The following is a 23045-nucleotide window of genomic DNA, read 5'->3' on the forward strand; positions in this document are numbered from 1 at the left end:
CGACCGGGTGGGCGTGCGATTCGAGGAACTGGCCTGGCGGGAGACCCCGATCGGCGCGATCAGCCTGCGCCGGCGGCGGGAACCCGCGCTCGACGTCGACGTCTACGAGGTGAAGCTCGACGACGAGTATCTGATGTCCAGTCTCTTCCCGGTCGCCGAGATCGAACTGGCCCGGCTGGGGCTGGCCCCGTTGGGCGACGGGCCGCTCGACGTGGTGGTCGGTGGTCTCGGCCTCGGCTACACCGCCCGTACCGCGCTGGAGGACACCCGGGTACGCACGGTGCTGGTGGTGGAGACGATCGAGGACGTCATCGACTGGCACCGCCGGCAGTTGCTGCCCTTCGCCGCCGGTCTCGCCCCGGACCCACGGACCCGGTTCGTCCGGGCCGACTTCTTCGCCGCGGTCGCCGACGGCAGCGGTTTCGACCCGGACCAGCCGGGCCGCCGGTTCCACGCGGTGCTGCTCGACGTCGACCACTCCCCGCGCAACGTGCTGCACCCCAGCCACGCCGCCTTCTACACCGCCGACGGGCTGCGCCGGCTGGCCGACCTGCTGCTGCCCGAGGGGGTGTTCGCGCTCTGGTCGGACGACCCGCCGGACGACGCGTTCGGCCGGGTCCTGGCCGAGGTGTTCACCACCTGGCAGGCGCACGTCGTCCCGTTCGCCAACCCGCTGACCGGCGGGAAGTCCGCCAACACCGTCTACGTCGCCCACCGGCGGCCCGACCCGCGCTGACCCCGCTCCCGGCGGCTGCGGGGCATACGGCGGCCCGGAACGGGAAGGCTGCCCGGTCAGCGAGTCACGGGAGGTGGACATGCGGGCCATGCTCTGGGTCGTCGGTGTCGTCGGCGGCGCGCTCATCCTGCTCGGGCTGCTGCTGGAGGCGGTCCGTTGGCTGGCCATCATCGGCCTCGTCGCGCTGCTGGTGGTGATCGTGCTGGCGTTCGTGCGGGGACGGCAGGTGGTGCACCGGCACTCCGCGGGCCGCCGCTAGCCCACGTGCCACAGCCGGCCGACCCCGCACCGGGGCGGCCGGCTCAGTGCGCCCCACCCAGGTTGAGCACGACCACTCCCCCGATGATCAGCCCCACCCCGACCACCTTCGTCAGGCTCAGCGGCTCACCGAGGAAGGCCGCGCCGACGGCGACGATCGCGGCGGTGCCGAGCCCGGACCACATCGCGTACGCCACCCCGACCGGGATGTCCCGGACCGCCAGCGCGAGCATCCCGAAGGCCAGCAGGTAGGCCACGGCCAGCCCGACCGTGGGCCAGAGCCGGGTGAACCCCTGCGTCGCCTTGAGCAGGCTGGTGCCGGCCACCTCGGCACCGATCGCGATCAGCAGGAACAGGTAGGCCATCGCATTTCCTCCGCTGCTTCACCCCCGTGGTCCCGCACCGCCGGGACGCCGGGCAGGGTCCGACGCGGGACGGACCGGCGGGCCGGTCGCGTATCGGACACCGCGCAACCTGACCTCGGTTTCGACCGTAATACAGACAAACACAGGCGTCCGGTCCGCCCGGTCGACACAGCGGGACGGGCCGGTACGCCGGACCACCCCGCACCGGTCGCGCCCCGCCGCGACCGACGTGGCGGGGCCGGGCGGGTGCCGGGACCACCACCACGTCCGAAGGGATCCGCCATGATCGGTCAACGAGTGTTCGCCGGGGCCGCGGTCGGCCTGCTCACCGCGGCGCTGGCCCTGCCCGGGTCGGCCGCGGCCGGGCCACGCCGGGACAGCATCGGGTACTGCGCGTTGCGTCCGTTGCCACTGCCGGCGGGGCTGACGCACGGCGAGGCCCAGGCGGTGGACCCGACCGGCCGGTTCGTCGCCGGCATCGGCACCCGGATCACCGACGGGGTGTGGGAGCAACTCCTGCTGATCTGGCAGGGCAACCGGGTCACCGCCGTGGACACCCCGCTGGCCGGAGAGGTCACCGGGATCAACCCGGCCGGCGTGGTGATCGGCAACGGGGCCATGTCCGCGACGTACCGCCCCTGGCGTTACCAGGACGGCCAGCTCACCGAACTACCCGTCCCGGGGACCGTCTCGAACGTCTGGGCCGAGGGGATCAACGCCCGCGGCGACATCGTGGGACGCGGCTCGGTGGACGCCGCCGAGACCCAGGTCCCGCTGCGGTGGCCGGCGGACCGGCCGGGCACGGTCGAGACGGTCGCGCCGCTGACCGACGCGGTCGCCAACGCGGTCCTGGACGACGGCAGCGTCGTGGGCACCTCGGTCGGACCGGACGGCCCGCCGAGCTACGCGGGCTGGGTACGTCGCCCCGACGGCAGCATCCGCTGGCTCAGCGTGCCCGGCAAACCCCGCGCCTGGGCGTCCGTGGGTCGGGGTGACTGGGCCGCCGGTGGGGTGGACGACACCCCGGAGGAGGGGGACGGGACCCCCCAGCGGTGGAACCTGCGCACCGGGGCGGCGACACCGGTCCATCCGGCGGTGGGGTGGCGGATCTACGGCGTGACGGCAAGCGGTGTGGTGCTCGGCGAGTCGGCGGTGGGGCACGGTGACCGGGTGACGCCGCTGCCCGGGGCGGGCAACACCATCCGCTTCGTCCGGGCGGGCGCGATCGCGGACAACGGCACGGTGGTCGGCTGGACCGTCGGTGACCGGCTCACCCCGGTGCGCTGGACCGGCTGCTGACGGGCCACCCAGCGGGCCGCCTGCGGGGTCAGACCCCGGAGGTGGCGAGCACCCGGGCCGGGGGTTCGTCGGTGGCCGGCGGGGCGGTCTCCCGGTTGGGCAGGGAGAGCCGGATGACCTTCCACCAGGCGGAGGCGACCTGCTTGGGCAGCGGGCCCGTGGTGTAGGTCAGCCCGTACCTGTCGAACAGTGCCCGCACCTGCGGGGCGATCTCCTGGTAGCGCTTGCTGGGCAGGTCGGGGAAGAGGTGGTGCTCGATCTGGAAGGACAGGTTGCCGGTCATGATGTGCATCAGCCGGCTGCCGCTGATGTTGGCCGAGCCGAGCATCTGCCGCAGGTACCACTCGCCCCGGGTCTCCCCCTCGATCGAGGTCTTGGAGAACGTCTCGACCCCGTTGGGGAAGTGGCCGCACATGATCACCGAGTGGCTCCAGAGGTTGCGGAGCAGGTTCGCGGTGAAGGTGGCGGCCAGGGTGGTCAGGAAGGACGGACCGGACAGCAGCGGGTGGATGACGTAGTCCTTGAGCACCTGGCGGCGGATCTTGCGGCCGACCGCGCGCAGCCGGGCCCGGAACTCGGGGGTCTTGTGCCGGCCCTTGCGCAGGTTACGACCCAGCTCCAGGTCGTACGCGGCGATGCCGTACTCGAAGAAACAGGCGTTGACGAAGTTCCACAGCGGCTGGCCGAGGTGCATCGGGTACCACTTCTGGTCCTCGTCGACGCGCATGATGCCGTACCCGAGGTCGTTGTCCTTGCCCAGCACGTTGGTGTACGTGTGGTGCAGCTGGTTGTGCGAGTGCTTCCACTGGTCGGCCGGGGAGACGTGGTCCCACTCCCAGGTGGTGGAGTGGATCTTCGGATCGCGCATGAAGTCGTACTGGCCGTGCAGGATGTTGTGGCCGATCTCCATGTTCTCCAGGATCTTGGCCACCGTCAGGCCGGCGGTGCCGACCACCCAGGCCGGCGGGAAGAGCGAGAAGAGCAGCACCGCGCGGCTGCCCATCTCCAGGGTCCGCTGCGTCTTGATCACCTTGCGGATGTAGGCCGCGTCGCTCGCGCCGCGCTCGGCGAGCACCCGGTCCCGGATGGCGTCGAGTTCCTTGCCGAGCGTCTCGATGTCCTCGGCGCTCAGGTGGGCGATCGGGTTGACGGGCTTGTGCTGGATGACGGTCACGTCCGGCCTCCGGTCAGAGATCGATGTCGCAGGAGCCGGCCGCCGCCGACACGCAGGTCTGGATGAGCACGCCGTCACCGGGGACGGCGGTGGTGAGTTCCCCGGTCCGCAGGTCCCGCACCGCCCCCTGGCGCAGCGGCAGGACGCAGCCGTAGCAGATCCCCATCCGGCAGCCGGACGGCATCAACGCGCCGGCGGCCTCACCGGCGTCGAGGATCGGGGTGCCGCCGCCTGCGGCGAGGGTGAGGCCGGTGCGGGTGAAGGTGACGGTGCCGCCCTCGCCGGGCGCGATCACCGTCGGCCGGAACCGTTCGGTGTGCAGCCGGTCGGCGACGCCGGCCGCCGTCCAGTGCTCCTGCACCGCGTCGAGCATCCCGACCGGGCCGCACGCCCAGGTCTCCCGGTCGAGGTAATCGGGGACCAGGGTGGCCAGCTCGTCGACGCCGAGCAGGCCGTGCCGGTCGGTGTGCCGCTCGACCAGGCGGATGCCGCCCTGCCCGGCCAGCGCCCGCAGCTGCGGGCCGAACACGACGTCGTCGGGGGTCGGCGCGGAGTGCACCACGACCACGTCGGCGCGGGTGTGCACGCCGGTACGGAGCATGCCCATCACCGGGGTGATACCGCTGCCGGCGGTGAGGAACAGCACCCGGGCGGGGACGGGGTCGGGCAGGACGAAGTCACCGAGTGCCTGGTCGAGCTGGACGACGGTGCCGACCGGGGTCCGCCGGACCAGGTGGTTGCTGACCCGGCCGTCGGGGATGGCCTTGACGGTGACGCTGATCAGGCGGTCGGGGCGGTCGGGGGCGGAGGTCAGCGAGTAGGCCCGCCACTGGCGTACCCCGTCGACGTCGACGCCGAGGCGGACGTACTGGCCGGGGGTGTGGCCGCGCCAGTCGCGGCCGGGCCGGATGGTGAGGGTCGCCGCGTCGGGGGTCTCGGGCTCGACGGCGACGATCCGCCCGCGCAGGGCGGCCCCGGCGCGCAGCGGCGCGACCAGGTCGAGGTAGTCCTCCGGCAGCAGCGGGGTGGTGACCGTCTCGGCCAACCGCAGGAGCCGGTCCCGGACGGTGGTCTTCGCCGGGCGGTGCGGGACGGTGGTGGTCATGAACCCAGGGTCCTCGCACCTCCGCATAACATCTTGACCAGGGAAGGTGAATTGGACGCGATAACTTGTTCGAAGGGAACAACATGTCGGAAACGGAGGCGGCCGGCCACCCCGGCGGACGGCTGGAACTCGACGCGCCGGTGGCCGCCCGGTTACGCGGCCGGTTGCCGATGGTCGCCGCGCACACCGTGACCACCATCACCGCCGAGGTCCCCGCCTACTCCGGCACCCTCACCGGCCAGATGCGCGAGAAGATCGAGAACGCGGTACGCATCGCGTTGGGCACGTTCCTCCAGCTCATCGAGCGGGCCGGCACCGCGGCCGACCCGAGCACCCCGCTGAACCGGGCGCTGGAGGCCGCGTACGCGCTGGGCGCCGGGGAGGCGCGGGCGGGGCGCAGCATGGACGCGCTGCTGGCCGCGTACCGGGTGGGGGCCCGGGTGGCCTGGCGCGAGGTCTCCACCACCACCGTACGCAGCGGGCTGTCCGCCGAGACGGTCGCCGAGTTCGCCGAGCTGATGTTCGCCTACATCGACGAACTCTCCGCCGCCAGCGTCGCCGGCCACTCCGACGAGCTGGCCAACGTCGGCCGGGCCCGGCGGCGCGACCTGGACCGGCTCACCCAGCAACTGCTGACCGGCGAGCCGGAGGAGGTGCTGCGGCGCAGCGCCGAACGGGCCGAGTGGCCCCCGCCGCAGACCCTGACCGTGGTGGTGCTGCCCCGCAGCAGCCTGCGCGGGGTGCTCGCGGTGCTCCCGACGCACACCCTGGAGAGCGGTGAGGAACTGCCCGGGGCGCAGTGGGCCGAGGAGGGGGCGCTGCTGCTCGTACCGGACATGCACGGTGGGCGGCGGCGGCAGCTCGCCACGGCGCTGCACGGGCACCGCGCGGTGCTCGGCCCGGCCCGGCCGTGGGTGGCGGTGGCCCGGTCGTACCAGCGGGTGCTGAAGGCGCTCGCCCTCGGCCTGCCGTCACCGGCGGACGCCGCCGCGTGGGACACCGAGCAGCACCTGGCCCGGCTGGTGCTGCACACCGACCCGGAGGCGCTGGCCGACCTGCGCGCCCAGGTGCTCGCACCGCTGGCCACGCTGCCGGCGGCGACCGCCGCGCGGCTGGCCGAGACGATGCGGTCCTGGCTGCTGCACCAGGGCCGGCGCGACGACGTCGCCGCCGACCTGTTCGTGCACCCGCAGACGGTCCGGTACCGGATGGGCCGGCTGCGCGAGCTGTACGGCGACCGGCTCAACGAGCCCGGCACGGTGCTCGACCTGACCGTGGCGCTGGCGTTCCCACCCACCGACGACACCGTGCCCGCCGGCTCCTGAGCCGGCACTCCGTCACCACCGACCCCTCCCCCACATCGGACGGTCCACCGGCCGCGCAATTCCCACCGGACTCGGTCGTGGCGGTGGTCCGACATGGACGGTCGGCGGGACTGTGTCGACAGGACGACAGGAGAGCGTCCCGCGGCTGACACCGCGTGACGGCATGGGCCATGATGACGGCATGCGTCTGATCTTCTCGGTCTCGGACTCCGACGAGTCGCCGGTGCACGACCTTCGCGACGAGTTGGTGGCCGACCCGGAGCTGCGCGACGCCCGGGTCCGGCTGATCCACCGCGCACCCGAGCCGGGCACCCTCGGGGCCGCCGAGGTGCTGGAGTTCATCGGCCAGGACGTGCTGCTGCCCGTGGCGATCCAGGCGGTGTACGACTGGTACCAGGCCCGGCGCGGCGCCCGGCGCGGCGGCGACACCACCGTCACGGTGACCCTCACCGACAGCCCGGACGGCACCCGGGAGGTGAAGATCGAGGCCAGCGGCTCGGCCGAGGACGTCGTCGCGGTGCTCAAGCAGGGCCTGCGGTGACCGCTGCGCACCAACCACGGTTCGATCCGGCCCAGTCCCGTGCCGTCCTGCTGGGGGTCAGCTCCTACGCCCATCTGGGGCTGACCGTCCCGGCCGCCGGGGACAACCTCACGGCCCTGGCCGAGGCGTTCGCCGATCCCGCCGTCTGGGGGCTGCCGAAGCGGCGGATCGCCGTGGTGCCCGACCCCACGGCCGACGACCTGGCCGGGTACGTCGAGGACGCGGCCCGGCTCGTCGGCCGCGACGGCGTGCTGGTGGTCTACTTCGCCGGTCACGCCGTCCTGGCGGGCCGGTCGCTACGGCTCCTTCCCCACGAGGCTGCGGACACCTCCGGCAAGGAGTTCCCGGTGGAGAGTTTCGTGGCGGCGGCCAGGGGCACCGACGCCCAGCGGTGCCTGCTGATCCTCGACTGCTGCCACGCGGGCAACGCCAGCCTGGTCCTGCCGTCGGAGGCGCTGCACCTCGACGAGGACCGTGGCTGGCAGCTGATGGCGGCCGTCCGCAGTGGGCCGGCGCTCGACGCCGGCCCGGACGAGCTGCACACCCCGTTCACCCGGGCCCTGCTGGAGGTCTTCGGGCGCGGCCGGGCGGACGCGCCCGAGTGGCTGAGCCCGACGGAGGTGCTGCGGGAGGCCGGGGAACTCCTGGCCGGCGAGGGCTTTCCGCCGCCGGCCCGCAGCCCGGTCGAGTTCGACCGGGGCTGGGTGCGTAACCCCGCGTGGCGTCCGCCGCAGCGGCGTGCGGTGCCGTTCCCCCGCCGGCCCGCCGGCTCCCCCACCGACCACGGCGAGCGGGCCGGCTTCGAGAGCGCCTGGCCGGACCGGCAGCTGCCGTTCGCCGGCCGGGTCCCGGAACTGGTCCGGGGCGGGGCCAGCCTGCGCCTGCCACAGGGGGCGGTGCTGCCGGTCGTCGGGCCCCGGCACGCCGGCAAGCGGTACTTCGTCGACGAGGTGCTGGCCCGCTTCGCCGAGGAGGCCGGGCAGCTCGACGAGGTGGCACTGCTGCGGCTGGACATCCCCAACAGCAGCGCGCCCGAGCCGGTGCTCGGGGCGCTCGCCCGGGAACTCGACGTCACCATCGACGACGTCACCGACTACGGCATGGACTACGCCGAGGCGGTCCGGACGACCCTGGTCGAGGAGTTGCAGCGGCAGCTGCACCGCCGACGGCTGATCCTGTTCGTCGAGGGTTCCCGGTTGGGCACCCGGCCGGGGGCGGTCCGGGCGCAGCTCGACCGGCTGCTGGAGCTGTCCGTGTTCGACCGGGCGCTGGTCATCATCGCCACCCGGGCGGAGGTCCACGTCAGCGGCGACAACCGGTTGCGCTACCTGCCGGTGATCCAGCTGCGGGAACTCAGTGAGGACGAGGCCACCGCGTTGGTCGACCAGGTGCTCGCCGACCCGCTGTACGGCGGCGGCCTGACCATCGCCGGCCTCGCCGAGGGTCGGCTCTGGACGGAGCTGGACGACAAGCTGGTCCGGCTGCCCGGGGTGCTGCACAACGGCATCGACGAACTCGCCAACGATGTGCTGAACAAGCGCATCGAGCAGCCGGGCGTCGAACACCTCATCGACGCGCTGCTGCGCCGTTCTGCCGCCACGGTCGGTGCCGGCCTGCGCGACGTGGACTGCTTCGCGCTGTGGACCGGCGTCGACGGCAAGCGGGGCCGGCCCGGTGCGCTGGCCGTGCTGACCGCCTGGGCGATCACCGACGGGCTGTGGATGTCCGCCGAACTGCTCGAAACGATGGGCTGCGGGCTCACCCCGCAGGCCACCCACCACCTGGTCGAGGCGCGCATCCTCACCCAGCAGGAGCACGACGGCGTCCTCTGGCACGACCTGGGCCGGTCGGCCCGGCACGCGCTGAGCAACGCGTTGACCGCCACCCTGCGCGGCAGCGGCGGCGACAACGTCTACGGGCGGGCACTCGTCGACGGTGCCGAACTCACCCCCGACCAGCTCGACGAGCCGGTGGCCGAGGCGATGTTCGCACTGGTCATGGCGATGCTGCGGCAACGGCAACGCCACCCGGACAACTCCGACCGGCACGTCCTGAAGGGCGTCGACCGGGCGATCGGCTGCCTCGACGAGGCGGTGGTGGCCGGATACCCCCGGCTGCGGGAGACGCTGACCAAGCTCGCCGCCGCGCACTCAGGCGACGCGGCGTTCAGCCCCGTGCTGCTGGAGGCCACGGCCGTCGCGGCAACCGACGGGCCGGTCACCACCCCGACCGACGCCGTCGCGCCGCCGGTCGAGGTGGACGTCCCCGCCGCCCGGCCGGTCCGGGCCAGCGGCTACCCGGTGGTCGCCGGTGCCGCCCGGCTCAACCAGGCGATGCGGGCCACCGGGCAGAGCCAGCAGGTGCGCGAGGCGTTCGTGGCCGCCGCCGACGCGGTGGCGGAGGCGATCGGGCAGGCCGACCGGGACGCGCTGTCGCACCGGCTGCTGAAGTCGATCGACACCGCGCTGTTCATCGGTGGCCGCCGGTTGCGGGCGGGGACGAGCCTGCTGCCGGCCCGGGAGCAGGCCGCGCCGGTGCTGGCCGACTGCGCCCGGGTGGCCGGCGGCAACCGCCCGGATCTGATCACCGTGGCGATCTCCTGGCTGCTGAACACCGTCGACCTCCAGCTCACCTCGGGCCGGGTGCCGGCCGCGCGGGCCGCGCTGGGCACCGCGTTCGAGCTGTTCGGGCTGATGCCCGAGCCGGTCACCCTGCGGGACCGGTTCGCGGTGTTGCAGATGCGCCACCGGCTGCTGTGCGGTCGCGCCCGGGGGGAGCGCACCCTGGCGGAACGGGTGGCGACGCTGACCGAGGCCACGGCGGCGGTCAGCGAGGGGTTGGCCCTGTCCGGGTCGGACAGCGACCGGGGACTGTGGAGCATGCGGCTGTGCGGCGTGGCGACGCTGCTCGTCGCCGAACAGCCCACCTTCGCCGACCAGGAGGCGACGGGCCGGCGGGTGGTCGAGGAGCTGACGACGGCCTGGGGCTCGCCGGCCCGCTGGCCCGGCGACACCCGGATGTACGTGTGGCGGCTGCTGCACGCCGTGCACCGCAGCGACCCGGACGTGGTCAGCCAGCTGGAGGCCGCCCGACGGACGATGGCCCTGGTGCTGACCGACGGCGAGTTCCCGCTGTTCCCCGGGATCGAGGCGGAGGTGCACCTGTTCGTCGCGCACTGCCTGCGTCGCAACAACAGGTTCGCCGAGGCGACGACCGAGGCCGAGGTCGCGCTGGAGTGCGCGAAGCGGGCCCACGAGGACCGGCCGAGCGCCCGGTCGCTGCTGCGGGAGCTGCGTATCCAGCGGGAGCTGGGCGGCTGGCGGGCCGAGATCGACGCGTCCCCGCGCGGCGGTGACGTCCCCCGGACCCGACCCCGCGACCAGAAACTGCTGCGCCGGATCAAGGAGGTGCAGAACTGGCTGGCCGAACAGGAGCACACCACCTGGCACCACGCGGTGCTCGACCTGTGGTGCCACCGGGCCCGGTGGAGCAGCGAGGGTAACCTGCTGGCCGCGGCCACCCCGGAGGGCGTGGAGCGCCTGGAGCGCAGGAAGCGGCTGCGGCCGGAGGATCTGGTCGACATCCGCCGGGTCTACCGGCTCCGCCGGGACAAGCTCGACGGGCACCTGCGCCGGTTCAGCCACTCGATCGAGCTGCTCCAGATGGAGGTGGGACTGGAGCGGCAGTACCGGCGCTGGCTGGGGGTGGGCGAGCAGCAGCCTGACGAGCAGGGGGTGCACCGGCGTAACGACGTCGACAACAGCACGGTCTGGGAGCTGATCCGGGCCGCCGAGCAGCGCTGGCCGGACCATCCGGGGGTGCTGGAGGTCCGGGCGGAGTTCCACCGCTACATCTGGGAGTACCGGCAGGCGATCGAGACGTACCGGCGGCTGATCGTGACCGCGTCGGACGGTCGGGGACGGTTGCGGTACGGGCTGGCCATGGTCGAGGCCATCGTCGGGTACGCCCACTTCGGTTGGCCGCGCAACGATCCCGACCCGCGTCCGCTGCTGCTGGAGGCGGGCGACCTGCTCGCCGCCGAGGAGCGGGAGGGTCCGCTGCTGGAGCAGTTGGTGATCCTGCGGACCCGGGTCGACCTGGAACTGAACCGGGAGATCGCCTGGAGCGACGTCGAGAACGTCGCCACCGAGATCATGAGCAACGGCGGCTACACCGAGGGTGTCGCGCGGATGCTCAACCGGCGGCGCAGCGGCGACGCCGTGGTCACCAGCCTGGCCGACCGGGGGGTGTGGCGGATCGCCGAGGGCAGCGAGTTCGCCGACCAGCTCAGCCGGGTCTTCGACCCCACGCCCCGGGTGCGTCCGCCGGCCGACCGGGAGGTCACCGACGAGTCCCACTCGACGATCGCCGACCTCCTCCGGGAGAACTTCACCGAGGTGCAGCTCCTGCGCGGTCTCGGTGCGGTCTACCTGCGGATGGCGGAGCTGCGGCGGGACCCCGAGAAGGCGGTGAAGGCGTTCCACTTCTTCGACGGGTGCCGGGTGTTCCAGCAGGTCCACCTGGCCGGTCGGGTCACCCCGGTCACCATGTTCCTGATGGCCCGCGCGATCCTGCTGGCCGCCGAGCTGACCTCCGCGGCCGATCCGATCGCCGAGCCGTGCCCGTGGGAGGGCCACAGCTGGCTGGAGTACGCCGAACGGCTGCTCCAGGCGAGCAAGGACCAGTCGGTGGGCGAGTTCGGCAAGCAGTGCAGCCACTTCCGCAAGGAGACCAGCAAACTGCTGCGTACCGTCCAGGCCCGGCAGGGCATGGAGAAGCTGGCCAACCTGCGTCGCCGCCCCCGGTGACCGCGCCGCAGGCCCGGCCGGGTGGTCAGTCGGCGGGGCGGGGCGCTGCCCGACCGGCCCCGGACGGGGCACGTCGGGCACAGGCCAGCGCGGCGAGCGCCGCGCCGGCCGCGAGGCCGGCCAGGCCGGTCCACAGCGCCGGGTCGGCCCGAACCTCGCCGGGTAGTTGCCGGACCAGCACGAAACCACCCATCACCAGCACGAACCAGCCGAACGACCGGCCCAGGACCTCGGCCGGCACCCGGCCGGTGAGCCGCCCGCCGAGCAGGCTGCCGAGCACGGCGGCGGCCGTGACGGCGAGCGCCAGCGGCCAGTGGATGTCGACGGTCCAGAGGTAGCCGGCGAGACCCGCGAACGACTTCATCGCGATCACCACCAGCGAGGTGCCGATGGCGACCGGCACCGGCAGGCCGCCCAGCAGCGCCAGCGCGGGCACCACCAGGAACCCGCCGCCGGCCCCGACGAGTCCGGTGGCCAGCCCGACCACCACCCCGTCGGCGAGCACCCGGGCCAGAGGCAGCCCGTGCGGCCCGGTCCCCCCGGCGACCCGTCGGCCGCGGATCATGGCGACGGCGGTGGCCAGCATCAGCACCGCGAATCCGGTGAGCAGGAGCGTCGGCGGGAGGTGGCCGGCCAGCCGCCCACCGACGTACGCCCCGGCCATGCCGGCGAGGCCGAACACCAACCCGGTACGCCAGCGGACCCGGTGTGCCCGGGCGTGCGGCAGCACCCCGACGAGGCTGGTGACGCCGACGACGAGCAGCGAGGTGGCGATCGCCTCCCGTACCGGCAGGTCGGCGACGTAGACCAGCAGCGGCACGGCCAGGATGGAACCGCCGCCGCCGAGCAGGCCGAGGCTGACCCCGATCAGCACGGCCAGCCCGACGGTCAACGGCAGGGTGGCGCTCACCCCTGCCGTCCGGTGTCATCGCGTAGCTGGGCGACGACACCGTCCAGGTCGCATCCGACGCCCCGGTTGTAGGGCAGCCGGCCCAACAGCATGCCCATGGCGCAGGTGTCGGTGAGGGCGGCGACGGTGAGCCCGCCGCCGATCAGCGCGGCGACCCACTTCAGTCCCGGCACCAGCACCGAGCCGAGGACGCTGACCAGCACGATCGACCCGGCGACGAGGCGTACCTGCCGTTCCAGGTCCCAGCGGGGGGTGCCCCGTCGTACGGGTGCCGCGGTCTTCTCCCAGGCGAGCATGCCGCCGTCGAGGACCCGCAGGTGCGGCAGGCCGGCGGTGGCGAGCGCCCGGCCGGCCTGGTTGGCCCGTGCGCCGGAGCGGCAGATCAGCACCACCTCCTCGTCGAGGTGTCGCCGCAGCTCGTCGCGGTGTTCGCGGAGCAGGTCGAGCGGGACGTTGTAGGCGCCGGGGATGTGTGCGGTCGCGAACTCGGCCGGGGTGCGGACGTCCAGCAGCCGGGGTGCCCGGCCGGCGTCGACCAGGGCACGCAGGGTGTCGGCGTCGACGGTGGCCGTGCGGGTGGGGTCGGTACGGTCCATCTCTCCTCGTTTCGGGTCCGCCGCGGCGGGTGGGGATGTCAGGCGGGGGTGGTGAGGGTGAGGCCGGCGGGCGCGGCCCGGTCGAACCGGTCGTCGACGACGACCACCGTCCGGCCGGCGTTGGCCAGCAGGGACGCGGCGGCGCTGGCCCGGTAGCCGGAGCCGCAGTGCACCCAGATCACCCCGGTGGGGATCTCGGCGAGCCGGGCCCGCAGGTCGGGCAGGGGGACGTGCACGGCGTCGGTGAGGTGCCCGGCCGTCCACTCGTTGGTCATCCGCACGTCGAGGACGACCTGCGGGGCGGGCAGTCCGGCGGGCGGGTTCCCGGCGCGGGCGGCGGCCAGGGCCGCGAAGTCGGCGGTGGGCTGCTCGCGGAGCTGGCCGGGGTCGGCGGCCCACCGTTCGGGGCCGCCGGTGGCCTGGGCGGCGGGCCGGTCGATGCCGATGCGGGCCAGTTCCCGCTGGGCCTCGGCGATCTGTTCCGGGGTCTCGGCGAGCAGGGTGAGCGGGGCGCCCCAGTCGATCAGCCAGCCGAGCCAGGTGGACATCGGCCCGTCGAGGCCGAGGCTGACCGTGCCGGCGAGGTGCGCGGCGGCGTACGCCTTGCGGTGCCGCAGGTCGACCACCCACTGCCCGGCGGCGATCCGTTCGCGCAGTTGACCGGCGTCGGCGCGGGTGACCGGGGTGAGGTCGATCGGCGTCGGGCCGGCGGCGTTGGTGGACCCCATGTGCGCGTAGTACGCGGGGTAGGCGTCCAGGCCGGCGAGGATGTCGGTGACGAAGTCGGCGGCGGCGAGCCGGAGCACCGGGTTGACCTGCCGCTCCCGGCCGATGGTGGAGTCGGGGGCGTCGGACTGGGTGGCGGAGCAGAAGCTGCCGAAGCCGTGGGTGGGCCAGACCTGGGTGCCGTCGGGCAGCAGGTCGGCCAGCCGCCGGGCGGAGGCGTGCTGGTGGTGGGCGAGTTCGTGGGCGTGCTGCTGGCCGAGCAGGTCGGTGCGGCCGGTGGTGCCGAAGAGCAGGGAGCCGCCGGTGAAGACACCGACCGGCTGCCAGCCGCCGTCGGTGGCGGCGTCCAGGACGTAGGACAGGTGGTGGAAGGTGTGGCCGGGGGTGGCGACCACCCGTAGCCGCAGGGTGTCCGACACGGGCACCTCGTCGCCGTCGTCGACCGGGGTGCGGGGGAAGTCGACCTGGTCGGCGGCGGCCACCAGGTAGTCGGCGCCGGTGAGCCGGGCGAGTTCCCGGCCGCCGGAGACGTAGTCGTTGTGCAGGTGGGTCTCCACCACGTGGGTGATCCGGACGTCGTGCTGGCCGGCCAGGCGCAGGACGCGGTCGACGTCGCGCTGCGGGTCGACCACGACCGCGACCCGGCCGTCGGTGGCCAGGTAGCTGCGGTCGCCGAGGGAGGACGTGCTGAGCACCGTCACCTCAACAGTCATGACAAACCTCTCTTTCTGCTTATACCCCAGGGGGTATTTAACGGACAGACGGGTGTTCGTGTTCCGAGGTACGGAGTACCCGCCCGGAGCGCGCTCAGGCGGGCCGGGCGGGACGCCGTTCGCGGGTCAGGCCAGCGCCAGGAAGAGCTTCTCCAGCTCGGCCTCGGTCATCTCGGGGGTCTCGCCGCGCCCGCGCGCCGCGTCGCAGTGCCGCATCCCGGAGGCGATGATCTTGAAGCCGGCCCGGTCGATGGCCTTGGAGACCGCCGCCAGCTGGGTCAACGCCTCCCGGCAGTCCTCGCCGTTCTCCATCATCTCGATCACGGCGTTGAGCTGACCCCGGGCCCGCTTGAGCCGGGTCAGCGCGTCGCCGGTCATCTCCGGTCGCAGTTTCACGGTGCACCTCCTGCCGCCAACATACCCCCGGGGGTACCTGGACCGCCACCCGGCGCAACGGCCGCGTCGGCCCGCCCCGGGGAGAGGGCGGGCCGACGCGAGGGGGTGCGGGTCAGTGCCGACGTCGGCCGTACGTGCCGGCGAGAACAGCCACGCCGACGGCCGCGAAGGCCACCTGGAGGAACAGCTCGATCCAGTCGATGCCCGGGGTGTCGTCCACCCCGAACGCGCCGGCGAGCAGGGTACCGAGGATCGCCGCCACCACGCCGATGGCCAGGGTGAGCAGGATCGAGATCTTCTGCTTCCCGGGCACCACGAGGCGACCCAGGGCACCGATGATCAGACCGATGATGATGGCGGTGAAGAAGCCCTGTACTTCCACGTGTGTCGTCCCTCCACGAGTCGCTGTCGACCTGGACTCTGCCCCCGGCGGGCGGGCGGTGAAACCACGGCGGGACGCTGCGGGCCGAATGTCACGCGACTGTCATACGCTCGCATGGGGACCGTCATCCGACCGCCGCGCCGACCCCCGGAAGGTCCGATCCAGCAGGTCGAACAACGCCGTCCAGTGGCGCTCGGCGGCCCCCTCGTCGTACATCGCGGTGTCGGCCATCGTGAAGCCGTGCGGTGCGCCGACGTACACCTCGGAGCGGTAGGCGACCCCGGCGGCGTCGAGCGCCGCCTCCAAGGTCGCGATCTGGTCGGCGGTCATCGAGTCGTCCCGGTCGGCGTGGGCGAAGTACAGCTCACCGGTGACCGCGCCGACGCCCCGGTGCGGGCTGTCCGGCTCGTCGGTGACGACCCGTCCGGCGTGGAAGCTGGCCAGCGCCGCGATCCGGTCCGGGTGCGCCTCGATCGCGCGCAGCGCGTTGGTGCCACCCATGCAGTACCCGACGATCGCCGCCGGCCCGTCCGCGACGTCGTCACGGGCGGCGAGGAAGTCCAGATAGGCCCCGGCGTCCCGGGCCACCAGCTCCGGGGTGAGCGCCATGATCAGCGGCACGATCCGGCCGAACAACTCGCCGCGCCGCTGCGGGTCGGCCAGGTCGGCGAGGTCGACGCGCGGCATCGGGCCGGTGCGGTGGAACAGGTTCGGCACCAGCACCAGGTAACCCCGCGCGGCGATCCGCTCGGCCATCTCGGCGAGCCGGGGACGCAGCCCGAAGGCGTCCATGAAGAACAGCACCGCCGGGAACGGCCCGTCCCCGTCCGGCCGGGCCAGGTACGCCTCCGCCGCGCCGTCGCTGGTCGGAACCTCCACCGTCGTCGTGCCCGCCATGGTGTCTCCTCACCCGGGTGCCGGCGCACCCACCGCGGGAACGCTACCCGCTGCCGCGGCCACCGGCGGACCGTGACCCGGCCACCCCACCGGGCCGCCGCCCCGCTCCCGGCCCGCCACGACGCCTGTCACGGATCACCGGTCCCGTCGGTCGTAGGGGTACGGGGCGGCGCGACCGCCAGGGACGGACAGGGAGTGGATCGACCATGAAGATCGTCGTCATCGGGGGCAGCGGACTCATCGGCAGCAGGCTGGTGGCGCTGCTCGGGCAGCAGGGCCACGAGGCGGTGGCCGCCTCGCCACGGACCGGGGTCGACGCGGTCACCGGCGCGGGCGTGGCCGAGGCGCTCGACGGCGCGGACGTCGTGGTGGACGTGTCGAACTCCCCGTCGTTCGAGGCGGACGCCGTGCTGGCGTTCTTCGGGACGTCCACCCGGACCCTGCTGGAGGCAGCGGCGAAGGCCGGCGTACGGCACCACGTGGCGCTGTCGATCGTCGGCGTCGACCGCATCCCCGACAGCGGGTACATGCGGGCCAAGGTGGCCCAGGAGGCGCTGATCGCCGCCGCGGACGTCCCCTGGACGGTGCTGCGCGCCACCCAGTTCTTCGAGTTCGTGCCGGCCATCGTCGAGTCGTCAGTGGTGGACGGGGAGGTACGGCTGCCGTCGGCGCTGATCCAGCCGGTCGCCGCCGACGACGTGGTGACGGTGCTGGCCGAGATCGCCCTCGGCACGCCTGCCGACGGGATCGTGGAACTGGCCGGACCCGAACGGTTCCGCCTGGACGAGCTGGGCCGGGCGACGCTGACCGCCGCCGGTGACCCCCGCCCGGTGGTCAGCGACCCGCAGGGGCGCTACTTCGGGGCGCTGCTGGCCGAGCAGGCGCTGGTTCCGCTCGGCGACGCCCGCACCGGCGGCACCCGGCTGGCGCAGTGGCGCGGACGCTGACCCGGCGCGGGGGGCCGGCGGGTGCCGCCGCGCCCCCGCGCCGCACCCCCTACCGTGGGTGCATGACGACCGGGTCCGGGGCCGCCGCCGACGCGCCGGCGGCCGTCGCGCCGGCCGACCTGACCGCGTTCCTCGACGTACGGCCGAGACTGTTCGGGCTGGCCTACCGGATGCTGGGCAGCGTCGTCGAGGCCGAGGACGTGGTGCAGGAGGCGTGGCTGCGCTGGCAGCGCGCCGACCGCAGCAGGGTACGCAACCCGGCGGCCTTCCTCACCACCACGACCACCCGGCTGGCGGTGAACGCGGCCACCTCCGCCCGCGCCACCCGGGAGACGTACGTGGGGCCGTGGCTGCCCGAACCGGTCGCCACCGACGCCGATCCGACCCTGGGCGCGGAACGGGCGGCGGCCCTGGACGTCGCGGTCCTGCTGCTGCTGGAGCGGCTGACCCCCGCCGAGCGGGCCGCGTACGTGCTGCGTGAGGCGTTCGACTACCCGTACCGGGAGATCGCCGAGGTGCTCGGCACGTCGGAGCCGAACGCGCGGCAGCTGGCCACCCGGGCCCGGCGGCACCTCGCCGTCGAAGGCCCTGCGCCCGCCGCGCCGCAGCACCGTCGGCGGTTGGCGCAGGCGTTGCTCGGCGCGGCCCGCGACGGCGACCTGGCCACCCTGGAGCGGCTGCTCACCGCCGACGTGGTGGCCCGCTCCGACGGCGGTGGCCGGGTGCACGCGGCCCGCCGGGACGTGTGCGGGCCGGCCCGGGTGACGAACTTCCTGGACAACGTGCGGCGCAAGTACTGGCGGGGCACGACGGTCGGCCTGGTCGAGGTCAACGGCGGCCCGGGGGTGCTGGTCGCCGCCGACCGGCCGGTCACCCTGATCACCCTGGACACCTCGGTACGGGGCATCGAACGGCTGCTGCTGGTGGTCAACCCGGACAAGCTGGCTCGGCTGCCGACCCGCCGCTGACCGGCGAGTTCGGCCACCGTTCACACCGGGCCCACTGGACCGCTCCTTCGACTTCCGTCTATACATGGGGCAACGGAGCCCGCATCTGACCGGACGGAGCACCCATGAACCGACACCTGCGCGCCGCCGCGACCATCCCCGCCGCGGTCCTCGCCGCCACGCTCGGCCTCGCCCACCGCGCCGAGGCCGCCGGCTACTCCGCCCCGCTGACCACCGCCGTCGCCGACCTTCCCGTCGCCACCGAGATCCGTACCGGATACAGCCGCGACCTCTTCCCGCACTGGATCGACGCCGACGGCGACGGCTGCAACACCCGCAACGAGGTGTTGCTCGCCGAGGCGGTCAGCGCGCCCACCGTCACCGGCACCTGCACGCTGAGCGGGGGACGCTGGTACTCCTACTACGACAACGCCTACTGGACCGCCACCGGTGACCTCGACATCGACCACATGGTGCCGTTGGCCGAGGCATGGGACTCCGGCGCGCGTACCTGGACCACCAGCCGCCGCCAGGCGTACGCCAACGACCTCGGCGACAGCCGCCCGCTGGCCGCCGTCACCGACAACGTCAACCAGGCCAAGAGCGACCAGGACCCGGCCACCTGGCTGCCGCCGTACGCCGCCGCCCGGTGCCGGTACGTCAACGAGTGGGTGGCCACCAAGACCCGGTGGCGGCTCACCGTCGACAGCGCCGAGAAGAGCGCCCTGACCAGCCTGGCCGGTGGCTGCCCCAACGCCACCATCTCGGTCACCTACGCCTACTGACCCCCGTACGGTCAGCGGGGCGTCATCCGCAGCGCCCCGTCGAGCCGGACCACCTCGCCGTTGAGGTAGTCGTTGCCGACGACCGCGAGCACGAGCGCGGCGTACTCGCCGGGGTCGCCGAGACGGGCCGGGAACGGCACCCCGGCGGCGAGCCCGGCCCGGTACTGCGCCGACACGGTCTGCATCATCGGGGTCAGCATGATGCCGGGCGCGATCGTCATCACCCGGATGCCGTGCGGGGCGAGGTCCCGGGCGGCGGGCAGGGTGAGGCCGACGACGCCGCCCTTGGACGACGCATACGCCGCCTGACCGACCTGCCCCTCGAACGCGGCGACCGAGGCGGTGTTGACGATCACGCCCCGCTGGCCGTGCCCGTCCGGGGTGGTCTGCGCGATCCGCTCGGCGGCCAGGGTCAGCACGGTGAACGTGCCGACCAGGTTGACCCGCACCACGCGGGCGTACAGGTCGAGGTCGTGCACGCCGCGTCGGCCGAGGATGCGCTGTGACGGGGCGATCCCGGCGCAGTTCACCACCGTCCGCAGGGGCGCGTCGCCGTCGGCCGCCCGGTCGACGGCCGCCCGCACCGACACCGGATCGCACACGTCGACGTCGACCAGCCGTACCCCGGACGGGGTGTCGCCGGCCGCCGCGATGGCCGGCCCGAGGTCGAAGCCGTGCACGGTGGCACCGGCGGCGGCCAGCGCGGCGGCGGTCGCCGCACCCAGCCCGGATGCGGCGCCGGTGACGATGGCGGTGGTACGGGCGAGATCCATGGATGCTCCTTCGTGCCGGGGCGGGGTCTGCTGCCGGTGACAGCGCGGCTTCGGCCGGGGACGGGTCTTCGGCCGAGGGCGGCGGGTCTTCGGCCGAGGGGCGGGGTCAGACGTCGGTGACGCGCAGGCCCGCGTGGGCCCGGTAGCGCCGGTTGACCGAGATCAGGTTGGCGGTGAACGCCTCGACCTGGTGGGCGTTGCGCAGCCGGCCGCCGTAGACGCCCCGTACACCGGGAATGGCGGCGGCGAGGTCCCGGACCAGGTCGGTGGCCTCGCGGTCGTCGCCGAGCACCAGCACGTCGGTGTCCACCCGGTCGAGGTCCGGGTCCTCCAGATGCACGGCCGAGACGTGGTGGAACGCGGCGACGACCCGCGACCCGGTGAGGATCGCGGCGGCCTGCTGGGCGGCGGAGCCCTCCGCGACGGGCAGCGCGTAGGCACCCTGCTTGTCGAAGCCCAGCGGGTTCACGCAGTCCACGACGATCTTCCCGGCCAGCGCCGGGGCGAGCGTGGCGAGCAGTTCGGCGTGCCCCTCCCAGGGCACCGCGACCACCACGATGTCGGCCTGCCCGGCGGCATCGGCGTTCGACCCGCCCCGGACCCGGCCGGGCAACCCGGCCGCCGTCCGCGCAGCCCGCTCGGCGTCCCGCGACCCGAGTACGACGTCCAGCCCGGCCGCCCCGAACCGCCGCGCCAACCCCCGCCCCTGCGGCCCCGTCCCGCCGAGCACACCGACGGTGAGGCCCCGCAGTTCGTCACTCACACTCACATCGATCTCCTTCTCGTACCTCTCCGAGTGCCCCTGCCCTCCCCACCAGCCGCCCCGCCCCCTCCCGCCCCGTGCCCTGCCCTGCCGGCCCCTTGCCCGCTCTCCGTGCCCTACCCCCCGGCCACCCGCCGCTGCGTGAGGTGGAGGTGCTGTCCCGGCTCGCTTCGGTGATCAAGAGGTTTGCGTCAGATGATCAAGAGGTTTGCGTCATCGTGGAGATCACTCCTGACGCTTTTCTCTTGATCACCGGGGCGGGGTGGGGGGTGGGTGAGGGGGTGGGGTGGGGTGGGGGGTCAGGGGTGGGGTTGGTAGAGGGTCAGGGGGTTGCCGGTGGGGTCGGTGATCAGGGCCCGGCGTTCGTGCGGGCCGGTGGTCGGGGTGGTGGCGGTGACGCCTACGGCGGCCAGTTGGGCGAGGCAGGCGTCGAGGTCGTCGACCTGGATGCTGAGCACGGTGCGGCCGGCGACGGGTTGCTGGCCGGCGTCGGCGAGGCCGATGGTGACCGTGCCGTCGGTGACGGCGGCGTAGCGGTCGCCGTCGCGGAACCGCACCGTCAATCCGAGCGCGGTGTAGAAGGCGAGTTGGGCGTCCAGGTCGTCGGCGGGGACGATCACGTGACCGATCCTCATGGCCGGAACCTCGGCATCACCTCGCGGGCGAACCGCTCGACGATCTCCATGGACCGTTCGATCGGCAGGCCGAGCCACTGGGCGCGGAAGACGAAATGGTTGAAGCCGGCGTCGGCGAAATCCTGGATCTTGGCGGCGATGTCGTCGGGCGAGCCGAAGAAGAGCGCCTTCTCCTTGATCGCGTCCCACTGCGACTCGAAGAAGTCCATGCCGTACTGGACGTACTCGCCGTAGGAGCGGCGCACCGCGTCGCCGGCGACGGCGAACGCGGCGTCGGCGGAGTCGGCCACGCACAGGTCCCGGTGGATCGGGAAGACCGCGTCCCGTTCGTCGAAGCCGGCGGCCCGCCGCTGCTCACGGTAGTCGGCCAGGTTGCCCACGGCCCAGTTGCGGCGCACGTTGGACGGGGCCAGCCAGGGCAGCCCCTGCCGGGCGATCCGGGCGATGCCGGTCGGGCCGTTGGCACCCACCCACACCGGCGGGTGCGGGCGCTGCACCGGCAGTACGCTGCACCGCACCCCGTCCAGGGTGAAGTGCTTGCCCTCGTGGTGCACCGGCTCCCCGGTCCACAGCTGCTGCATCACCGCGAGCGCCTCGTTCATCCGGGACACCCGGGTCCGCCGTTCGATGCCGAACGACGTGAACTCGACGTCGCGGTAGCCCGAGCCGATGCCCAGGACGAACCGGCCGCCGGACATCTGGTCGATGGTGGCGATCTCCTCGGCCCAGTGCACCGGGTGGCCCAGCGGCAGGATGAGGATGCCGGTGCCGAGCTGCATCGTCCCGGAGTGGTCGATGAGCCGGCTCAGCAGCGGCAGCGGCTGCGGGGTGCGCAGCGACGACAGGTAGTGGTGGATGCCGAAGACCGAGTCGTAGCCCAGGTCGCGGACGTGCTGGACGTACTCGACGGTCTCCCCGATGCGCCGGCCCAGGTCGTCGCCGGGGGCGTACTGGTGGTCGAGCAGGATGCCGAACCTCACGCCGTCGCCTACTCTTCCCGCGACCGGCTGTCGCTGAGCCGGAAGTACGGGGCGACCAGCCGGTCCCGGTCGGCCAGCGCCTGCCCGATGCCCTTCTCCCGGCGTTCCTTGAGGAAGTTCCAGTCCCCGTCGGCGAAGCTGACGTTGGTGGCCCAGCCGTGCCCGACCCAGCCGGTCATCGCCCCGAGGCCCTTGCCGCGCGCCTCCATCACCACCTGCATCATCGACTTGCCCATCATCAGCGAGTCCAGCGGCATCACCGCGATCGCGTCGGCGTAGTCGTCGACCCACTTCTGGAGTTCGTCACGCGGGACGACCTTGGTGACCAGGCCCTTGCGTTCACCCTCCTCCGCGCCGATCGCCCGCATGGTGAGCATGACGTCCTTCATCGTGGTCAGGCCGACCTTCTCGATCCAGTGGTACATGTCCTGCGGCGCGGGCCCCAGGTAGCGGAACGCCGGGTGGGTGAACCGGGCGTCCGGGGAGGCGATGACGATGTCGGCCGACAGCGCGATCTGGAAGTGCCCGCCGTAGCAGTAGCCCTGCACCTGGCAGATGGTCGCCTTGAGCGATTCGATGATCGGCCGGGTGAAGCCGGAGCTGAGCACGTTGCGGTCGGGCAGGATGCGCTGCCGCTGCGCCGGACGACGCCGGGACGCCTTGTCGGTGCCGGTCTTGTAGCCGATGTAGTGCCCGAGTTCGGCGGCGTCGGCGCCGGTGCCGAAGTGCTCCCCCTCCCCGGTGAACACGATGACCTTGACCCGGTCGTCGGTCTCCGCCTCCTTCACCAGGTCACCGACCCGTTCGAAGGCGGCCACCGGGATGGCGTTGAGCCGCTCCGGGCGGTCGAAGGTGATGGTGGCGACGGCCCGTTCCTCGTCGACGTGGTAGCGGACGTACTTGGCGAGGACCTCGGGGTCGACCTCCATGTTCTCGACGTCCCACTGGTTCTCCAGCAGTTCGGCTTCGGTCTTCTTCACGGCG

The 23045-nt window shown here is 73.4% G+C and carries 23 protein-coding genes; 9 read left to right on the forward strand and 14 right to left on the reverse strand.

Translation table 11 applies throughout. The features are described 5' to 3' along the window. The first annotated feature begins 7 nt into the window (after nt 1-7). Together ACN267_RS11265 and ACN267_RS11270 are read left to right on the forward strand one after the other, a co-directional pair. Nucleotides 8-736: a spermidine synthase gene (locus tag ACN267_RS11265; RefSeq protein WP_421488588.1), complete on the forward strand. Its 729-nt coding sequence runs from the start codon at nt 8-10 to the stop codon at nt 734-736. Between the two features lie 79 nt (nt 737-815). Then, nucleotides 816-995, forward strand: a complete 180-nt coding sequence (locus ACN267_RS11270; RefSeq protein WP_204961075.1) for a hypothetical protein — start codon at nt 816-818, stop codon at nt 993-995. Nucleotides 996-1038: 43 nt separating this feature from the next. On the opposite strand, the gene ACN267_RS11275 is transcribed toward ACN267_RS11270, so the two are convergent. Next, nucleotides 1039-1359 carry a DMT family transporter gene (locus tag ACN267_RS11275; RefSeq protein ID WP_281898239.1) on the reverse strand — a complete coding sequence of 107 codons (321 nt, stop codon included), beginning with the start codon at nt 1357-1359 and terminating at the stop codon, nt 1039-1041. A gap of 282 nt (nt 1360-1641) precedes the next feature. On the opposite strand from ACN267_RS11275, the gene ACN267_RS11280 reads away from it, so the two are divergent. Continuing rightward, the gene (locus ACN267_RS11280; RefSeq protein ID WP_204961073.1) at nt 1642-2658 is read left to right on the forward strand and encodes a hypothetical protein; all 1017 of its coding nucleotides are present in this window, start codon (nt 1642-1644) and stop codon (nt 2656-2658) included. Between the two features lie 28 nt (nt 2659-2686). Here ACN267_RS11280 and ACN267_RS11285 read toward each other — a convergent pair whose 3' ends face one another. Together ACN267_RS11285 and ACN267_RS11290 are read right to left on the reverse strand one after the other, a co-directional pair. Beyond that, on the reverse strand, nt 2687-3832 hold the full coding sequence (locus tag ACN267_RS11285) for a fatty acid desaturase family protein (protein WP_204961072.1): 1146 nt from the start codon (nt 3830-3832) through the stop codon (nt 2687-2689). A 13-nt stretch (nt 3833-3845) separates the two neighbouring features. Next, nucleotides 3846-4937, reverse strand: coding sequence for a ferredoxin reductase (locus ACN267_RS11290; RefSeq protein WP_421488589.1), 1092 nt, complete (start codon nt 4935-4937; stop codon nt 3846-3848). 83 nt (nt 4938-5020) lie between these two features. Between ACN267_RS11290 and ACN267_RS11295 the strand changes: the two genes are divergently transcribed. From ACN267_RS11295 to ACN267_RS11305, 3 genes are all read left to right on the forward strand, one after another. After that, nucleotides 5021-6262 carry a PucR family transcriptional regulator gene (locus ACN267_RS11295; RefSeq protein ID WP_204961070.1) on the forward strand — a complete coding sequence of 414 codons (1242 nt, stop codon included), beginning with the start codon at nt 5021-5023 and terminating at the stop codon, nt 6260-6262. Between the two features lie 181 nt (nt 6263-6443). Continuing rightward, nucleotides 6444-6803: an effector-associated constant component EACC1 gene (locus ACN267_RS11300; RefSeq protein ID WP_421488590.1), complete on the forward strand. Its 360-nt coding sequence runs from the start codon at nt 6444-6446 to the stop codon at nt 6801-6803. Beyond that, complete coding sequence (locus ACN267_RS11305; protein WP_421488591.1) at nt 6800-11611, forward strand: hypothetical protein; 4812 nt, start codon at nt 6800-6802, stop codon at nt 11609-11611. The genes ACN267_RS11300 and ACN267_RS11305 overlap by 4 nt, the downstream gene beginning before the upstream one ends. A 25-nt stretch (nt 11612-11636) precedes the next feature. Here ACN267_RS11305 and ACN267_RS11310 read toward each other — a convergent pair whose 3' ends face one another. From ACN267_RS11310 to ACN267_RS11335, 6 genes are all read right to left on the reverse strand, one after another. Continuing rightward, complete coding sequence (locus ACN267_RS11310; protein WP_421488592.1) at nt 11637-12521, reverse strand: sulfite exporter TauE/SafE family protein; 885 nt, start codon at nt 12519-12521, stop codon at nt 11637-11639. Further along, nucleotides 12518-13117 carry a rhodanese-like domain-containing protein gene (locus ACN267_RS11315; protein ID WP_421488593.1) on the reverse strand — a complete coding sequence of 200 codons (600 nt, stop codon included), beginning with the start codon at nt 13115-13117 and terminating at the stop codon, nt 12518-12520. The genes ACN267_RS11310 and ACN267_RS11315 overlap by 4 nt, the downstream gene beginning before the upstream one ends. Nucleotides 13118-13155: 38 nt before the next feature. Continuing rightward, entirely contained in the window at nt 13156-14556 is a 1401-nt protein-coding gene (locus ACN267_RS11320; protein ID WP_421488594.1) for a rhodanese-like domain-containing protein, read from the reverse strand. A gap of 126 nt (nt 14557-14682) precedes the next feature. After that, on the reverse strand, nt 14683-14952 hold the full coding sequence (locus ACN267_RS11325; protein ID WP_204926517.1) for a metal-sensitive transcriptional regulator: 270 nt from the start codon (nt 14950-14952) through the stop codon (nt 14683-14685). A gap of 112 nt (nt 14953-15064) precedes the next feature. After that, nucleotides 15065-15334 carry a GlsB/YeaQ/YmgE family stress response membrane protein gene (locus tag ACN267_RS11330; RefSeq protein WP_204961064.1) on the reverse strand — a complete coding sequence of 90 codons (270 nt, stop codon included), beginning with the start codon at nt 15332-15334 and terminating at the stop codon, nt 15065-15067. 102 nt (nt 15335-15436) lie between these two features. After that, nucleotides 15437-16231 carry a dienelactone hydrolase family protein gene (locus tag ACN267_RS11335; protein ID WP_204961063.1) on the reverse strand — a complete coding sequence of 265 codons (795 nt, stop codon included), beginning with the start codon at nt 16229-16231 and terminating at the stop codon, nt 15437-15439. 206 nt (nt 16232-16437) lie between these two features. Between ACN267_RS11335 and ACN267_RS11340 the strand changes: the two genes are divergently transcribed. The 3 genes from ACN267_RS11340 (at nt 16438) to ACN267_RS11350 (ending at nt 18910) form a co-directional block, all read left to right on the forward strand. Further along, a complete protein-coding gene (locus ACN267_RS11340; protein ID WP_421488595.1) occupies nt 16438-17178 on the forward strand; it encodes an SDR family oxidoreductase in 741 nt (246 codons plus the stop codon). Nucleotides 17179-17240: 62 nt separating this feature from the next. Next, nucleotides 17241-18146: an RNA polymerase sigma-70 factor gene (locus ACN267_RS11345; protein ID WP_204961061.1), complete on the forward strand. Its 906-nt coding sequence runs from the start codon at nt 17241-17243 to the stop codon at nt 18144-18146. 104 nt (nt 18147-18250) lie between these two features. After that, nucleotides 18251-18910: an HNH endonuclease family protein gene (locus ACN267_RS11350; RefSeq protein WP_421488596.1), complete on the forward strand. Its 660-nt coding sequence runs from the start codon at nt 18251-18253 to the stop codon at nt 18908-18910. 11 nt (nt 18911-18921) lie between these two features. On the opposite strand, the gene ACN267_RS11355 is transcribed toward ACN267_RS11350, so the two are convergent. The 5 genes from ACN267_RS11355 to ACN267_RS11375 form a co-directional block, all read right to left on the reverse strand. Then, nucleotides 18922-19683 (reverse strand): SDR family NAD(P)-dependent oxidoreductase, encoded by a 762-nt coding sequence (locus ACN267_RS11355; RefSeq protein ID WP_204961059.1) that lies wholly within the window; start codon nt 19681-19683, stop codon nt 18922-18924. Between the two features lie 106 nt (nt 19684-19789). Continuing rightward, nucleotides 19790-20458 (reverse strand): NADPH-dependent F420 reductase, encoded by a 669-nt coding sequence (npdG, locus tag ACN267_RS11360; protein ID WP_204961152.1) that lies wholly within the window; start codon nt 20456-20458, stop codon nt 19790-19792. A 287-nt stretch (nt 20459-20745) separates the two neighbouring features. Next, nucleotides 20746-21081, reverse strand: coding sequence for a VOC family protein (locus ACN267_RS11365; RefSeq protein ID WP_204961058.1), 336 nt, complete (start codon nt 21079-21081; stop codon nt 20746-20748). Continuing rightward, nucleotides 21078-22061 carry an LLM class flavin-dependent oxidoreductase gene (locus ACN267_RS11370; RefSeq protein WP_421488597.1) on the reverse strand — a complete coding sequence of 328 codons (984 nt, stop codon included), beginning with the start codon at nt 22059-22061 and terminating at the stop codon, nt 21078-21080. The genes ACN267_RS11365 and ACN267_RS11370 overlap by 4 nt, the downstream gene beginning before the upstream one ends. A gap of 8 nt (nt 22062-22069) precedes the next feature. After that, a complete protein-coding gene (locus tag ACN267_RS11375) occupies nt 22070-23041 on the reverse strand; it encodes an enoyl-CoA hydratase/isomerase family protein (protein ID WP_204961056.1) in 972 nt (323 codons plus the stop codon). Nucleotides 23042-23045 lie beyond the last annotated feature (4 nt).

Origin of the sequence: Micromonospora sp. WMMD734, assembly GCF_049178975.1 — a bacterium.
GTDB lineage: Bacteria > Actinomycetota > Actinomycetes > Mycobacteriales > Micromonosporaceae > Micromonospora > Micromonospora wenchangensis.

Bases quoted from the DNA above. Each gene is read 5' to 3' on its own strand.
- ACN267_RS11270 (WP_204961075.1), top strand. From the start codon at position 816: ATGCGGGCCATGCTCTGGGTCGTCGGTGTCGTCGGCGGCGCGCTCATC.
- ACN267_RS11275 (WP_281898239.1), bottom strand. From the start codon at position 1,359: ATGGCCTACCTGTTCCTGCTGATCGCGATCGGTGCCGAGGTGGCCGGC.
- ACN267_RS11280 (WP_204961073.1), top strand. From the start codon at position 1,642: ATGATCGGTCAACGAGTGTTCGCCGGGGCCGCGGTCGGCCTGCTCACC.
- ACN267_RS11290 (WP_421488589.1), bottom strand. From the start codon at position 4,937: ATGACCACCACCGTCCCGCACCGCCCGGCGAAGACCACCGTCCGGGAC.
- ACN267_RS11295 (WP_204961070.1), top strand. From the start codon at position 5,021: ATGTCGGAAACGGAGGCGGCCGGCCACCCCGGCGGACGGCTGGAACTC.
- ACN267_RS11300 (WP_421488590.1), top strand. From the start codon at position 6,444: ATGCGTCTGATCTTCTCGGTCTCGGACTCCGACGAGTCGCCGGTGCAC.
- ACN267_RS11315 (WP_421488593.1), bottom strand. From the start codon at position 13,117: ATGGACCGTACCGACCCCACCCGCACGGCCACCGTCGACGCCGACACC.
- ACN267_RS11320 (WP_421488594.1), bottom strand. From the start codon at position 14,556: ATGACTGTTGAGGTGACGGTGCTCAGCACGTCCTCCCTCGGCGACCGC.
- ACN267_RS11335 (WP_204961063.1), bottom strand. From the start codon at position 16,231: ATGGCGGGCACGACGACGGTGGAGGTTCCGACCAGCGACGGCGCGGCG.
- ACN267_RS11340 (WP_421488595.1), top strand. From the start codon at position 16,438: ATGAAGATCGTCGTCATCGGGGGCAGCGGACTCATCGGCAGCAGGCTG.
- ACN267_RS11345 (WP_204961061.1), top strand. From the start codon at position 17,241: ATGACGACCGGGTCCGGGGCCGCCGCCGACGCGCCGGCGGCCGTCGCG.
- ACN267_RS11350 (WP_421488596.1), top strand. From the start codon at position 18,251: ATGAACCGACACCTGCGCGCCGCCGCGACCATCCCCGCCGCGGTCCTC.
- ACN267_RS11355 (WP_204961059.1), bottom strand. From the start codon at position 19,683: ATGGATCTCGCCCGTACCACCGCCATCGTCACCGGCGCCGCATCCGGG.
- ACN267_RS11365 (WP_204961058.1), bottom strand. From the start codon at position 21,081: ATGAGGATCGGTCACGTGATCGTCCCCGCCGACGACCTGGACGCCCAA.